The 14,154-nt window shown below is 70.3% G+C and carries 14 protein-coding genes and 1 tRNA gene; 7 read left to right on the top strand and 8 right to left on the bottom strand.

Translation table 11 applies throughout. The features are described from left to right. Positions 1-11: 11 nt before the first annotated feature. Genes ACU5E9_RS13515 through ACU5E9_RS13500 form a run of 4 tightly spaced genes read right to left on the bottom strand, consistent with a single transcriptional unit; the run spans position 12 to position 4,153 of the window. Complete coding sequence (locus ACU5E9_RS13515; protein ID WP_456810424.1) at positions 12-1,028, bottom strand: 2-hydroxyacid dehydrogenase; 1,017 nt, start codon at positions 1,026-1,028, stop codon at positions 12-14. Beyond that, positions 1,025-2,296: a glucarate dehydratase family protein gene (locus ACU5E9_RS13510; protein ID WP_456810423.1), complete on the bottom strand. Its 1,272-nt coding sequence runs from the start codon at positions 2,294-2,296 to the stop codon at positions 1,025-1,027. Before ACU5E9_RS13510 ends, ACU5E9_RS13515 begins: the two co-directional genes overlap by 4 nt. A gap of 38 nt (positions 2,297-2,334) precedes the next feature. Next, positions 2,335-3,135 carry an IclR family transcriptional regulator gene (locus tag ACU5E9_RS13505; protein WP_456810422.1) on the bottom strand — a complete coding sequence of 267 codons (801 nt, stop codon included), beginning with the start codon at positions 3,133-3,135 and terminating at the stop codon, positions 2,335-2,337. A gap of 37 nt (positions 3,136-3,172) precedes the next feature. Beyond that, positions 3,173-4,153, bottom strand: coding sequence for a 5-dehydro-4-deoxyglucarate dehydratase (locus tag ACU5E9_RS13500; RefSeq protein ID WP_456810421.1), 981 nt, complete (start codon positions 4,151-4,153; stop codon positions 3,173-3,175). 120 nt (positions 4,154-4,273) lie between these two features. Between ACU5E9_RS13500 and ACU5E9_RS13495 the strand changes: the two genes are divergently transcribed. The 3 genes from ACU5E9_RS13495 to ACU5E9_RS13485 all read left to right on the top strand — a co-directional run bounded on the left by ACU5E9_RS13495 (position 4,274) and on the right by ACU5E9_RS13485 (position 8,272). After that, positions 4,274-5,182: a LysR family transcriptional regulator gene (locus tag ACU5E9_RS13495; RefSeq protein WP_456810420.1), complete on the top strand. Its 909-nt coding sequence runs from the start codon at positions 4,274-4,276 to the stop codon at positions 5,180-5,182. A 112-nt stretch (positions 5,183-5,294) separates the two neighbouring features. Then, positions 5,295-6,938 carry an aldehyde dehydrogenase (NADP(+)) gene (locus ACU5E9_RS13490; RefSeq protein WP_456810419.1) on the top strand — a complete coding sequence of 548 codons (1,644 nt, stop codon included), beginning with the start codon at positions 5,295-5,297 and terminating at the stop codon, positions 6,936-6,938. Beyond that, positions 6,938-8,272, top strand: a complete 1,335-nt coding sequence (locus tag ACU5E9_RS13485; protein WP_456810418.1) for an enolase C-terminal domain-like protein — start codon at positions 6,938-6,940, stop codon at positions 8,270-8,272. Before ACU5E9_RS13490 ends, ACU5E9_RS13485 begins: the two co-directional genes overlap by 1 nt. A 96-nt stretch (positions 8,273-8,368) precedes the next feature. Here the strand turns inward: ACU5E9_RS13485 and mtnN are convergent, their stop codons facing one another. Continuing rightward, positions 8,369-9,139: a 5'-methylthioadenosine/S-adenosylhomocysteine nucleosidase gene (gene mtnN, locus ACU5E9_RS13480; protein WP_456810417.1), complete on the bottom strand. Its 771-nt coding sequence runs from the start codon at positions 9,137-9,139 to the stop codon at positions 8,369-8,371. Then, on the bottom strand, positions 9,136-9,588 hold the full coding sequence (locus ACU5E9_RS13475) for an S-ribosylhomocysteine lyase (protein ID WP_456813543.1): 453 nt from the start codon (positions 9,586-9,588) through the stop codon (positions 9,136-9,138). The genes mtnN and ACU5E9_RS13475 overlap by 4 nt, the downstream gene beginning before the upstream one ends. Positions 9,589-9,868: 280 nt before the next feature. Here ACU5E9_RS13475 and ACU5E9_RS13470 point away from each other — a divergent pair, with 280 nt between their 5' ends. Together ACU5E9_RS13470 and ACU5E9_RS13465 are read left to right on the top strand one after the other, a co-directional pair. Beyond that, positions 9,869-11,353 carry a hypothetical protein gene (locus ACU5E9_RS13470; RefSeq protein ID WP_456810416.1) on the top strand — a complete coding sequence of 495 codons (1,485 nt, stop codon included), beginning with the start codon at positions 9,869-9,871 and terminating at the stop codon, positions 11,351-11,353. 34 nt (positions 11,354-11,387) lie between these two features. After that, a complete protein-coding gene (locus ACU5E9_RS13465) occupies positions 11,388-11,546 on the top strand; it encodes a hypothetical protein (protein WP_456810415.1) in 159 nt (52 codons plus the stop codon). 75 nt (positions 11,547-11,621) lie between these two features. On the opposite strand, the gene pgl is transcribed toward ACU5E9_RS13465, so the two are convergent. Beyond that, the gene (gene pgl, locus ACU5E9_RS13460) at positions 11,622-12,347 is read right to left on the bottom strand and encodes a 6-phosphogluconolactonase (RefSeq protein ID WP_456810414.1); all 726 of its coding nucleotides are present in this window, start codon (positions 12,345-12,347) and stop codon (positions 11,622-11,624) included. Positions 12,348-12,494: 147 nt separating this feature from the next. Then, a tRNA-Leu gene (locus ACU5E9_RS13455) sits at positions 12,495-12,578 on the bottom strand. Between the two features lie 228 nt (positions 12,579-12,806). On the opposite strand from ACU5E9_RS13455, the gene ACU5E9_RS13450 reads away from it, so the two are divergent. Together ACU5E9_RS13450 and ACU5E9_RS13445 are read left to right on the top strand one after the other, a co-directional pair. Then, complete coding sequence (locus ACU5E9_RS13450; RefSeq protein WP_456810413.1) at positions 12,807-13,553, top strand: FhaA domain-containing protein; 747 nt, start codon at positions 12,807-12,809, stop codon at positions 13,551-13,553. Continuing rightward, on the top strand, positions 13,550-14,152 hold the full coding sequence (locus ACU5E9_RS13445) for an FHA domain-containing protein FhaB/FipA (protein WP_456810412.1): 603 nt from the start codon (positions 13,550-13,552) through the stop codon (positions 14,150-14,152). The genes ACU5E9_RS13450 and ACU5E9_RS13445 overlap by 4 nt, the downstream gene beginning before the upstream one ends. Positions 14,153-14,154 lie beyond the last annotated feature (2 nt).

Below are 14,154 nucleotides of genomic sequence, written 5' to 3'. Positions count from 1 at the left end.
GACCCGCAGGCTCAGGCCCGGTGCGGCGTCCGCACCTGGTTGATCAGGGGCCGAGCCGCAGCCACGTTGCGCACATTCGCGGCGATGTCGGCGGCCCGCAGCTCGAAGGTGGTGCGGGCGTGACCGGAGTGGTGCGGGGTGAGCACCACGTTCTCCAGCGTGGCGAAGCGCTGCGTGGCCGGCGGGGCGCTGGCGCCGGCCGGGGCACCCCACCACACGTCGATGCCGGCGCCGGCTATGTTGCCGGCGGTGAGCGCCGCGAACAGGGCGTCCTCGTCGATCACGGCCCCGCGGGCCACGTTCACCAGGATCGCGGTGGGCCGCATCACGGCCAGGGCGGCCGCATCCACCACCCCGCGGGTGCTGTCGCTGAGCGGGATGGTGACCACGACGATGTCGGAGGTGCTCATCAGCCGGGGCAGGTCGGCCAGGCCGCCGACCCAGGCCAGGTCGAGGTCCTCGGGCACCGGGCCGGCCGGGTCGCGCCGGATCGCCTGCACGGTCATGCCGAGGGCGCCGGCCAGCCTGGCCACCTCCTGGCCGATCCCGCCGAGGCCCAGCAGGCCGACGGTGCGGCCGGCCAGCACGCCGTGGAAGGCCACGTCCGGGTCGGTGGCCACCGTGAGCCAGCGACCCGCCCGCATCTGGGCATCCGCGGCGAGGACGTGCCGGTTGAGCATCAGCGACACCATGAGCACGTGTTCGGCGATGGGTCGGCCGTGGTGGAAGGTGTTGGCGACGGCCACGCCGGGGGCCAGGTCGGCCAGCGGGATCTTGTCGACGCCGGCGCCGGTGACCTGCACCAGGCGCAGGTTGCGGCCGGCCGCGGCCATCTCCGGGGTCATCGTCGAACAGACCAGCACGTCGGTGCGCGGCAGTTCGGCCAGGACCTGCTCGGCGCTCCAGTCCGGGGCAATGGTCCAGCGGGCGGTGTCGTCGCCGCGGGTGAGTTCGGCCTCGAACCGGCTGAGGATGCGGTCGGTGACGAGGACGTTGAGTGGCGCGCCAGGCGCGGTCCCGGTGCTCACCAGCGGGGGGTGACCAGTTCGTAGTCGGGCTGGATGCGTTGCATGTAGCCGGTGTCGTCGCGGTTACGCAGCCCGCAGGCGAGGTACTGCTCGTGCAGCCGGGCGAGGGCGTCACGGTCGAGTTCCACGCCGAGTCCCGGCAGGGTCGGCACCCGCACGGAGCCGTTCTCGAACCCGAGCGCGCCGGGCACGATGACATCCTCGTCGGCGTCCTTCCAGGGCCAGTGCGTGTCGCAGGCGTAGTCGAGGTTGGGGGTGGCGGAGGCGAGGTGCACCATCGCCGCGAGGCTGATGCCCAGGTGCGAGTTGGAGTGCATCGACAGGCCGAGGCCGAAGGTCTCGGTGATGCCCGCCAGGGCCTGGCTGCGACGCAGGCCGCCCCAGAAGTGGTGGTCGGAGAGGATGACGTCCACGGACCCGGCGGCGACCGCCGGGGCCACGTCGTCGAAGCTCACCACGCACATGTTCGTGGCCAGGGGCATGGGCACGTCCCGGCGCACCGCCGCCATTCCGGCCAGCCCGGGGGTGGGGTCCTCGAGGTATTCCAGCACCCCCTCGAGGGCCTGGCCCACCCGCACCGAGGTCGGCACGGTCCAGGCGGCGTTGGGGTCCAGTCGCAGCGGGTGGTTCGGGAAGGCCTTCCGCAGCGCCAGGATCGCGTCGACCTCTTCCTCCGGTTCGAAGACCCCGCCCTTGAGCTTCAGGGCGGAGAAGCCGAAGTCGGTGACCATCCGCTGGGCCTGGGCGACGATGCCGGCCGGGTCGATCGCGGCGCCCCAGGCGTCGTCGGCGTGGCCGGGGTGACCGGCCCATTTATAGAAGAGGTAGCCGCTGAACGCGACCTCGCTGCGCACCGCGCCGCCGAGCAGGTCGCTCACCGGCCGGCCGACGATCTTGCCCTGAATGTCGAGCGCGGCCACATCGAACGGCGACAGCACCCGGTCGGGGGTGCTGGATCCCGTCACCATGCCGCTCATGCCGTGGCCGCCCACGGTGGTGTCGCCGCGCAGCGCCTCGATGATCCGCAGCCGCATCACACCGATGCTGAACACATCCACCCCGATCAGGGCCCGCGCGGCCAGCTGCAGCCGGGCGAGGTGCGGGGCGTCGCCGTAGGTCTCCCCCACCCCCGAGACGCCCGAGTCGGTGACGATCTCCACGATCGCGCGCAACGCGAAGGTCTCGTGCACGCCGACGGTGTTCAGCAGCGGCAGGTCGCGGAAGGCGACCGGGGTGATCACGATGTCGGTGATGAGGTGGTGTTCCACGGGTACTGCTCCTTTGTGTCGCGCCTGTCGGGCAGGCGTCAGGTCCAGGCGGCGTCCTTGATCGGGCGCACGATGTTGCCGATCTTCTGGCTGGCCAGCCGCAGGCCGGCGATGAGTTCGCGTTCCCTGGTCTCGGTGAGCCGGGACAGCGGGAGGGAGACGCTGATGGCGTCGGTGGCGGGTTCGGAGTACGGCAGGGCGAACGCGAAGCAGCGCAGGCCCATCGTGTTCTCCTCGTTGTCGATCGCGTAGCCGCGTTCGCGGGTGGCGGCCAGGTCGGCGTCGAGGTCGGCGCGGCTCACCAGGGTGTGCGGCGTCAGCGCCACGGGCTCGCGCTGCAGGTGCGCGGCGAGCTGCGCATCCGTCCGGTCGGCCAGCAGCGCCTTACCCAGCGAGGTCGCGAACGCGGGCAGCCGCCGGCCGACGCGGCTGTAGGCACGCAGGTACCGGCTCGACTCGCGGGTGGCGAGGTAGACCACGTCGGTGCCGTCGAGCCGGCCGAAGTGGAAGGTCTCGTCGTGCTGGTCGTTGAGGTCGTCGAGGAAGGTCTGCACGACCGGCAGGTACGGGTCGGAGTCGAGATAGCTGGTGCCGGCCAGGAGCGCGCGGATGCCGATCATGTACATCGACCCGGTGCTGTCGCCGCGCACCCAGCCGTGTTTGGCCAGGGTGCGCAGCAGCGCGTGCAGGCTGCTGCGGGGCACGCCCATCTCCTCGCTCAGCTCGCGGATGCTCGTGGGCCGGTTCTGCCGGCTGCTGAGCACCTCCAGCAGCTCCACGGTGCGCGCGGCGGACTTCACGTCCCGCACACCCGTTTCCGGGATCGGTGATGCTGCCATCTCAAACTCCTTCGGTCGGACGCAGATGCGGCCGAGCCTATCCGAGCAGCACCCCGCCGTCTACGTAGGAAGATGGCGTCTGCCCCTGTGGCGCATCCGTGCCGGTCCGGTCGGCGAGCACCCGGCGGCCGGCGGCGATGATCTCGACCAGCTCGGCGCGGTGTTCCGGCGCCATGTCCACCAGCGGCGGCCGCACGTGCCCGGCCCGGATGCCGCCGAGCTCGGCGCCCGCCTTGACCAGCGACACCGCGTAGCCGGGAACCTGGTCGCGCAGGTGCACGATCGGGTGGAAGAAGGCGCGGCTGAGCTGTTCGGTCAGCTCCGTGTCGCCGCTCTCCAGTGCGTCGTAGAAGGCCACGGCCAGCTCGGGGGCGAACGCGAACGAGGCGGACGAGTATAGCGAGACGCCGATCGCCCGGTAGGCGTTCTGGGACGCCTCGGCGGTGGGCAGGCCATTGAAGAAGGTGAAGGCCTTGCCGGTGGCTGCGGTGCTGTCGACCACGGCGCGCACGATGCGGGACATCAGGTCGAGGTCGCCGACGCCGTCCTTGAAGCCCACGACCGTCGGCAGCGCGGCGACCTCCACCGCGCTGGCGACCGTGAACCGGGCGTTGCCGCGGTGGTAGACGATCACGGGCAGGTCGGTGACGGCCGTGACGGCCTTCACGTAGTCCACCAGGCCGGCCTGCGGGCTGCCGACCAGGTAGGGCGGCAGCAGGAGCAGGCCGTCGGCGCCGGCCTCGGCGGCCGCGACGGCCATCTCCTTGGCCAGCGCCACCGGCCCGCCGGCGCCGGCGAAGACCGGCACCCGGCCAGCCGTGGTCCTGACGGCGGTGCGCACCACTGCGCTGAATTCGCGGGGGGCCAGGGCGTGGTATTCGCCGGTGCCGCAGGCGATGAAGATCCCGCCCGGTCCGTAGCCCAGGCCGCGCTCCAGGTGCTCCGCGAGCACCTCGTGGTCCACCTGGTCGTCTGCGGTGAAGGGGGTGAGCGGGAAAAACAGTACGCCGTCGAACACTGAGCACTCCTCTGGTCAGCTGCCGAAACAGCTTGTCGCCTTGCAATAACAAGAACGATAAAGTGCAATCGATTCAGGTCCAAGCTAATATATGCACAGTTTGATTCAAGGAGTAGATCGATGTTTTCCCTAGTCCAGCTCGAATGCTTCGTGGCCGTGGCCGAGGAGCTGCACTTCGGTGCGGCCGCCGATCGCCTCCGCATCACCCAGCCGCCGCTCAGCCGGCAGATCCAGCTGCTCGAGCGCGAGATCGGCACCCTGCTGTTCAACCGCACCAGCCGGCGGGTCAACCTCACGGCCGCCGGGCAGTCCCTACTCCCCAACGCCCGCCGCATCCTCGACCTCGCCGCCAAGGCGGCCGTGGACGTGCGCCGGGTCGGGTCAGGGGCCACCGGCACTCTCACAATCGCGTACACCGCCATGGCCGCCATGAGCGCGCTGCCGCTGTTGCTGCGCCGGGCCGCCGACGAGATGCCCGACGTCAGCCTCGTGCTGCGCGAGCTGGTGACCACCGACCAGATGGACGAACTGGTCAAAGGCACCGTCGACCTGGGCCTGCTGCGCCCGCTCGTCGGCCGGCCCGGCATCCTGACCCGCCCGGTGATGACCGAGCACCTGGTCGCCGCGGTGCCGATCGGCAGTCACCTCGCCGACAAGCCCGAGCCGCTCTCCCTGCTCGACTTCCACGGCGAACCGCTGCTGATGTACTCGCCCAGCCAGGCCCGGTACTTCCACGACCTGCTGCTCAACCTGTTCGCCGCGGCCGGCAGCCAGCCGGTGATCATCCAGTACGCCAGCCAGGTGCCGGCGCTCCTCGCGTTCGTGCAGGCCGGGCTCGGCCTCACCCTCGTGCCCGCGTCCGCCCAGCGCTTCGTGCCCGACGGCGTCGTGTTCAAGACCCTGGACATTCCGCCATCGTTGAGCGAGCGCACCCGGATCGAACTGGATGTGGCCTGGCGGGAGGACAACGACAACCCGGCGGTGCAGAAGGTGCTGGAGATCTTTCAATCCGCGGTCGAAAATCCGTGAGTTCAATGCATCCCGTGAATCGATGCATGCAGATTTCATGTTGGCGCCGCCGCCGGTCCTTTCTACGCTGAAACGAGCGCAGTTACGCGCCTGAGCCCCAAGGAGTGTCTCGATGACCATCCAGAGCGATCCGATTTCCCTGCCGCAGAGCAGCCCCGAAACCGGCCTGACCGGCTCGTCCCTGATCGGCGGCCGCCCTGTGCAGGGCGGCAACGGTGAGGTCTTCGGCACCGACCCGGCCACCGGCACAGCCCTGGAGCCCCGCTACGGCCTGGTCGGCACCGCGGAGGTCGACGAGGCCGCCGAGCTGGCCTGGGCCGCGTTCGCCGGCTACCGCAAGACCACGCCAGAGGCCCGGGCGGCGTTCCTGGAGACCATCGCCGACAACATCGCCGCCCTCGGCGACGTGCTCACCGACCGGGTGATCGCCGAGACCGGGCTGCCCCGCGGCCGGGTGCAGGGCGAGACGGCCCGCACCACCGGCCAGCTGCGCCTCTTCGCCGGGCTGCTGCGCACCGGCACCTTCCACGACGCCCGGATCGACCCGGCTCTGCCGGAGCGCAGCCCGCTCCCCCGCGCCGACATCCGGCTGCGCAAGATCTCCGTCGGCCCGGTGGCCGTCTTCGGCGCCAGCAACTTCCCGCTCGCCTTCTCGGTGGCCGGTGGCGACACCGCCTCGGCGCTGGCGGCCGGCTCCCCCGTCGTGGTCAAGGCGCACAGCTCCCACCCGGGCACCTCCGAACTCGTCGGCCGGGCGATCAGCGCCGCGGTCGCCGAGCACGACCTGCACCCGGGCGTGTTCTCGCTGCTGTTCGGCGGCGGCGCCTCCGTGGGCATCGCCCTCGTCAGCCACCCCCGCATCAAGGCGGTCGGGTTCACCGGCTCGCGCACGGCGGGCATGGCCCTCGTCGACGCGGCCCGCAACCGGCCGGAACCGATTCCGGTGTTCGCCGAGATGAGCAGCGTCAACCCGGTCTTCGTACTCCCCGGCGCCCTGGCTGCCTCGGCGGCCGAGCTCGGCGCCGCCTGGGTCGCCTCCGTCAGCACCGGCAACGGCCAGCTCTGCACCAGCCCCGGGCTGGTCTTCGTGCCCCGCGGGGCACCGGCGGATGCCTTCACCGCGGCCGCCGCCGACGCCGTGAGCCAGGTGGCCGGTGCTGCCATGCTCAGCGCGGGCATCCGCGACGCCTTCGACCGCGGCGCCGCCGTGCTCGACCACCACCCCGCCGTCACGAACCTCGCCCGCGGCGAGGCCGCCCCGGCCGTGTCGGTTTGCGGGGTCCCGCAGCTCTTCGTGACCGACGCGCACACCTTCCTCACCGACGAGACCCTGCAGGAGGAGATCTTCGGCCCGGCGAGCCTGGTGGTCACCGTCGACGACACCGAGCAGATGGCCGAGATCCTGGCCGGCCTCGAAGGCCAACTCACCGTCACCATCCACTCGGACGGCGCCGAGCCCGGCGCGCAGGCGCTACTGGACGAGGCCGAGCTCCGCGCCGGCCGGGTGCTGTTCAACGGCTGGCCGACGGGCGTCGAGGTCGGCCACGCCATGGTGCACGGCGGCCCCTTCCCCGCCACGTCGAACGGCCAGACCACCTCGGTGGGTTCGCTCGCCATCGAGCGGTTCCTGCGCCCGGTCAGCTACCAGAACCTGCCGGCCGGCCTGGTGCCGGACGTGCTGCAGGACGACAACCCGCTCGGGGTCTGGCGGCAGCGCGACGGCGAGCTCACCCGCGACGGCGAAACCGCCCGCTGATGAGCACCCTCGAAACACCCGTCATCGAGTCGATGCGGGTCGTGCCGGTCGCCGGTCACGACAGCATGCTGCTCAACCTCAGTGGGGCACACGGCCCGTACTTCACCCGCAACATCGTGCTGCTCACCGACAGCAACGGCAACGTGGGCGTGGGCGAGGTGCCGGGCGGTGAAGACATCCGGCGCACCCTCGAAGACTCGCGCGAGTTCGTCGTCGACGCCCTGCTCGGCGCCTACCGCACCACCCTCAACACCGTCCGCACGCACTTCGCCGGCCGCGACTCCGCCGGCCGGGGGCTGCAGACCTTCGACCTGCGCACCACCATCCACGTGGTCACCGCGCTGGAATCGGCCCACCTGGACCTGCTCGGCCAGCACCTTGGCGTGCCCGTCGCGGCGCTGCTCGGTGACGGCCAGCAGCGCGACGCCGTGGAGATGCTCGGTTACCTCTTCTTCGTCGCGGATGCCGCCGCTACCGACCTGCCCTATCGCGGGGCCGAATCCGGCGGCGATGCCTGGTCGGTGGCCCAGCACCGGCCGGCGCTCGACGCCGCCGGCATCGTGCAGCAGGCCGAGGCCGCGCACGCCCGGTACGGCTTCGCGGACTTCAAGCTCAAGGGCGGCGTGCTGCCCGCCTGGGAGGAGGCGGAGGTCGTCACCGCCCTGGCCGACCGGTTCCCGGAGGCCCGGGTGACGCTGGACCCGAATGGCGGCTGGCTGCTCGAGGAGGCCGTGGCCGTGGGCAGGTCCCTCCGCGGTGTGCTCGCCTACGCCGAGGACCCGGTCGGCGCCGAGGGCGTCTACTCCGGCCGGGAGGTGATGGCCGAGTTCAAGCGGGCCACGGGCCTCCGCACCGCCACCAACATGATCGCCACCGACTGGCGCGAGATGGGCCACACCATCCGCTCGAATGCCGTCGACATCCCCCTGGCCGACCCGCATTTCTGGACCATGAGCGGGTCGGTGCGGGTGGCGCAGCTCTGTGACGACTGGGGCCTGCAGTGGGGCTCGCACTCCAACAACCACTTCGACATCTCGCTGGCGATGTTCACCCACGTCGCCGCCGCCGCTCCGGGCACGCCCACCGCCATCGACACGCACTGGATCTGGCAGGACGGCCAGGGCCTGACCGAGAACCCGCTACAGATCCGCGGCGGCCGGGTACAGGTGCCGACCGCACCGGGCCTGGGCGTGACGGTGGACGAGGAGAAGCTGGCCGCCGCGCACGAGCTTTACCTGCGGGAGGGGCTCGGCGCCCGGAACGACGCCATCGCCATGCAGTACCTGGTCAAGGACTGGTCCTTCAACCCCAAGCGTCCCGCCCTGGTGCGCTGACCCGCTCAACTGTTCCCCCTGCGGACAATTGCACCCGGCACACCGGGTGCAATTGTCCGTTTGGGGAACAGTTAGCGGACGCCGCGGGCCGGCGACTCAGTCCGCGAGCCGGCGGAGGGTGTCCAGCACGACGGCGGCGGAGCGGTCGGCCGCGTCATCGACGTGGGTGAGGTGGTCATCCACCGGGCCGCACAGGTCGGAGATGCCGCGGATGGCCACGAACGGCACCCCGTAGACGAAGCAGGTCTGGGCGATCCCGACCGATTCCATGTCGGTGGAGAGCACCCCGGGAAACTGCACGCGCAGGCTCTCGGCGAGTTCCGGCCCCACGAACTTGTCGTTGGAGACCATCAGCCCGCGCTGCACGACCAGGGCCGAACCGTCCGGCATCCTCGCGGGCGCCTCCGCGGTAGCGAGTGCCGCGGCCGCACCCGAATAGCGGGCCGGCATGCCGGGCACCTGGCCGAGAGCGTAACCGAAGGCCTGGGCATCCGCATCGCTGTTGAGGTAGTCGCTGCCGATCACGACCTCGCCCACCCGCACCTGCACACCCACTCCCCCGGCCGATCCGGCGCTGATCACCAGGGGCGCAGCCGCCGGGTCGGAGGCGCGGACGGTGAGGATGGCGGATGTCGTCGCGCCGGCCGCGTTGACCAGCCCGATGCCGCCCTGGACGAGAAGCACCGGCCGGCCGGCCAGGGTCAGGCGGTACTGCAGGGCCTTGCCCACGGCGACCGCCGGGGCGACGTCGGTGCCGGCGGCCAGGAACGGCGCGGCCTCCTCCGCCATGGCGACGAGGATGATCGCGTCAATAGCGCTCGCCTCACTGGTGCCGGGGCCGGCGGTGCCGGGGCCAACCGTGCTCACGAGGTGACGTTCGACCAGCCCGCACGGCCGGCCAGGAAGACCGTCACGGCCTCCTGGGCGGCGCTGAGGGAGTGATTGGCGCCCCAGCCGCACTGCACCTCGTTGGCGGCGGGCACCTCGGAGGCGCCGAGGATGTCGGTCATGGTCGCCGCGATCAGCTCGAGCACCTCGCTGAACTCCGGCTGGCCCTGCAGGATCAGGTAGAACCCGGTCTGGCAGCCCATCGGCGAGAAGTCAATGACCCGCGTGGAGTGGTTGCGGGAGTACTCGGCGAAGAGGTGCTCGATCGAGTGCACCGCCGGCATCTCCAGGTGTGCCACGTTCGGCTGGGTGAAGCGCACGTCGTACTTCACAATGACGTCGCCCTGGGGCAGCACCTTCGTATCGGCCAGGCGCACGTAGGGCGCGACGACGGTGCGGTGATCGAGGTTGAACGATTCGACGTTCATGCGCGGCTGGTTCACGTGATCTCCCTGAAAACAGTGGTGTCAGCCCGGTGCGGGGTGACCAAACGACAGTAACAGGCGTCCCCGCCCGCTCCCAGACCGGCCCCGCGCCCCGCAACTGTTCCCCGTGCGGACAAGTGGTCCCGGTGTGCCGGGACCACTTGTCCGCAGCGGGCAGAGTTGCACACCGGATGCGCGGGCCAGCCGGGCGGGCGAGCGCGCGGGCCGGATGCGCCATACTGGCAGCCTTGGCGATTTCGCCTGGGGGGATTCGGGGGAAGCCATGTTCAGACCTACGTTCACGCTGCCGATTGCGGCTCTGGCGCTGCTGGTCACGCTCACCGGCTGCACGCCGGAGGCGGCCGCTCCCGCACCGGAGAGTGACGCCGAGGCCACCATCCGGGAGCTCGAAACCGTCGCCACGCCGGACTGGACCATCGATGCGTCCCTGGTCGGCCAGCCCGTCGCCGCCGATGGGGTCGTCCTCTCCTACACGAAAGCGTCCTCAGGGACTCTGCAGATCGTGGCCTGGGACTCGGCAACGGGTGACGAGCTCTGGAGCGACACCGCCGTGACCGGGGCGGTCACGCCCGGTGTGCTGGTGACCGCCCACATCGTCGAGGACGGCGACAAGCACCTCGCCGTCTACCTCCGCCCCGGCGACGAGAAGGGCTGGCAGGACCTGGTGCTGGCCGACCTCGCCACCGGAACCGCGGTCGCGGTGCCCGACAACCGGGTGTGGGCGACCAGCCGGCCGTCGACCTGTGCCGACGGCACGGACGTATGCTTCACCGGCTATAAGCAGTCCGCCTACGACGCGGGCAGCGTGAGCTACCGTTTCGCCGCCAGCGGGGGCGAGATCAGCCAGGATGGCGACATCGTGCTTCCGGCGTCGGCTCGCCTCCTCGGCAACCGCGTCTATGCCACGAACGCCCGGGCGCCCGGCGGCACCGAGGTGCTCGGCGCGAGCGCCGGTGGCCAGACGCTCTGGGAACGCACCTACGCGGACGTTTTCGGTGCCGGTACGTCATCCGACGGCGGCTGGGCCTGGGACGACGACGACGACAACGAGGTGATGCTCGGTGCCGGCTACGTCATCGACGTCGCCGCCCGCTCGAGCGACTCGTTCACCACCGATGCCACCCAACGGCGGGTCGTCGCGCTGGACCCGCAGACCGGGGAAACGGTGTGGAGCATGGACGGAGCCGACTTCTGCGACCTCGCGGTCAGCGACGAGGAACGCGCCGAGGGCAAGCGCACCCTCTGCCTCTACAAGGCGGGCACCACGGCCGTGACCAAGAAGGCCGACGGGACCGGCTACGACAGCCTCAGCACGGACTTCGACGTCGACCTCATCGGCGTGGACGAGGCGACCGGGGAGATCGACTGGACCGTCCCGCTCGGGGGCGACCGGTTCAACGGTGCCAACACCGACAGCAGCTTCGCGTCCTTCACCGCCGAGCAGGTCATGCTCATCGACGGTGAATCGGTGGTCGTGAATGTTGTCACCGGTGACCACGCGACATCGTCGAAGGACTCGACCTACGCCTGCTCCACCGCCCGCGACCCGCTGATGGCGGCCTACCCCGGCCAGAGCGAGAACACAACGTTCACCGCCGGCTCGGACTACCAGGGGTGCGACGCGAGCGGCACCATCACCGACACCTTCTCCACCGGTTCGGTGCGGATGGTCGGGGTCGACGCCGACGACGGCTCGGTGATCGTCGCCGCCCCGGGGAAGCTGCTCGGATTCACCGTCGAGGAGTAGCCGGTCACCCGGGTCGGCTGCCTATAGTGGGTCTATGAATTCTGACAACACGAGCGACCAGAAGACCCCGGACGGTTCCACCGACGTCAGCAGCGCCGAGAAGGCCAAGGCCGACGCGTTGCCGGATGGGTCCCAGAGCGACGGCACCCCCGAGACCGACGAAGACACGGTCTCGGGCGGCCCGGCGGACTAGCCACCCCGCTCCCGGGAACGCCCGGGGACGACGAAAGGCCCCGGTTTCCCGGGGCCTTTCGTCGGTTCAGATGAGCTAGCTTGCGGCGGCCGCGTCGAAGAGCCAGCGCACCTCGGCCCCACCGGATTCGAGCACCGAGCTCACGCGCGCGATCGGCAGCGTCTTCTCGCCCAGCGCACGGGCCAGCGCATCCTTCTTACCGGCTCCGGTGGCGAAGATCACGGCGTTACTCGTGTTGGTCAGGGATTTCGTCGTGAGGGTGATGCGGTCCGACGGCGGCTTCGGTGAGTTGTGGATCGGCACGACGAGGTCCTCGTCGTTCTCGTTGAACTCGGGGTGACCGGGGAACAGGGACAGGGTGTGACCGTCCTCGCCCACGCCCAGCCAGACCAGGTCGAACCGCGGGGCGGTCTCGCCGGCGCCGACGAGTGTCCCGATCTCCTCGTTATACTGGGTCGCCGCGATCTCGGCGCCCTGCTCGGTCACCGGGCGCAGCCCGCGCACGGCCTGGGTCTCCGGCGTGCCGAACAGCAGCGGGGTGACCTGGCCCCAGTTGGAGTCGGGCGAGTCGACGCCGACGGCGCGCTCATCACCGATGACCGCGACGACCTTGGACCAGTCGAGGGCGTCGGCGTACTCGGCCACGATGATCTTGTACGCCGCCATCGGGGAGCTGCCGCCGGCGAGCACCCAGCGGGCCTCACCGAAGGTGTCAATTGCCTGCTTCAGAACCGCGATCGCCGAACGCGCGGCTTCCGCGGCGACGTCTGCGCTGGTGTCGTACTTTTCGATTGATGCCACCGGATGGCTCCTTCTCTGTTCGTATTACCTTGCTGCGGGGTTCACGCGACCGGTGAAAAGCATCCGGCGGAATGACGAAAGGCCCCCGGTTTCCCGGGGGCCTTCCTGTTCGCGCAGATTTTTCATCCTTCGTGCACTCACATACTGTGCGCGAGGGGGGACTTGAACCCCCACATCCTTTCGAATACTGGCACCTGAAGCCAGCGCGTCTGCCAATTCCGCCACTCGCGCGAACTTGGAAATCCTAGCATTCCCCAGGGCCCGAACGCTATTCGGTGCGATCGGCCCCCGCTGACCCGTCAGAACTCGGCTGCCGGCAGGTCCGGAACACCCCCCGTTGGTGGTCCAGCGGAACTACCCCCGTAGGATGACTTCCCGTGCCCCGACCCGCCCATTGGGCGAGTTAACACGTGGGGCAAGTAACATGCACATAGCCAAACGGACCGGATCGGGAGACCTGTGGGCATACTGGACAGCTTTGAGAAAGGTCTTGAGCGCGCCGTAAACGGTGCTTTCGCCAAGACCTTCAAGTCGGGCGTGCAGCCGGTGGAAATCACCTCGGCGCTGCGTCGTGAGCTCGACACCAAAGCCGCCGTCGTGTCGCGGGACCGCATCCTCGCTCCCAACCGCTTCACCGTGCGCCTGGCCGACGCCGACTACCGTCGCATGACCGACCTGGGCCCCGCCCTCGTCGACGAACTCAGCCAACTCGTCCAGCAGCACGCCGCCTCGCAGGGCTACCAGTTCACCGGCGCGGTGTCGATCGCCTTCGCCGTGGACGAGAGCCTCAGCGAGGGCATGGTGCAGATCGATTCCACCTCGGTCAAGGGCACCGTCGCCTGGACCCCGGTGGTCGACATCGGCGGCCAGCGCCACCAGCTCGTCAAGTCCCGCACGGTCATCGGCCGCGGCTCGGATGCCGACATCACCATCGACGACACCGGCACCTCCCGCCGCCACGTCGAGATCATCTGGGACGGCGCCCGCGCCCAGGTGCGCGACCTCGGCTCCACCAACGGCTCCCAGCTCAACGGCGCCCCGGTCAAGCAGGCCATCCTCGAACCCGATTCGGTCATCACCATCGGCCGCACCCGCATAGTCTTCCGGGTCGTCGCCGAGGCCCAGGCCGACCACACCGAGGCCCGCCGGGTCGACGACGCCACCCAGCGCCACGACATGGGCGGATTTTGGGGGCCGAACGCATGAATCCCAGTGAACTGACCCTGTTGGTGCTGCGCCTGGCGTTCCTGCTGGTGCTGTGGCTGTTCATCTTCGGCATCGTCTATGCACTGCGCAGCGACCTGTTCGGCCACCGGGTGCGCAAGCTGGCCACGGATGCGCCGGCCGCGGCCGCGGCTCCCGGAGCCCCGTTCGCCACCCCGCCGCCCGCCCCGGTTGCCGCGGCACCGTTCGTGCAGGCGCCCAGCGCGTCGGCATCCGCCCCGACCGAGCAGTTCTCCCGGCAGAATGCGGCACCCGCCGCCCCGGCCGGACCGGACAAGGCCACCACCCAGACAGCCACCCGCCTGGTCATCACCTCCGGCCCCAAGGCCGGCACCGAGTTCCCGCTCGGCTCCGAACCGATCACGATCGGCCGGTCCAGCGACTCGAGCCTGGTCATCCGGGACGATTACACCTCCACCCACCACGCCCGTCTGATGCTCTGGCACGACGACTGGATGTTGCAGGACCTCGACTCCACCAACGGCACCTTCCTCAGCGGCAAACGCGTGGCGGTCCCCACCTCGGTGCCGTTGAACACCACCGTCAAAATCGGCGCCACCAGCTTCGAGCTGCGGCGGTAGTG

Source organism: Cryobacterium sp. AP23 (genome assembly GCF_054075385.1).
Note: the sequence above shows the minus strand (reverse complement) of the source record. Positions and strands in the feature narration are given on the sequence as shown.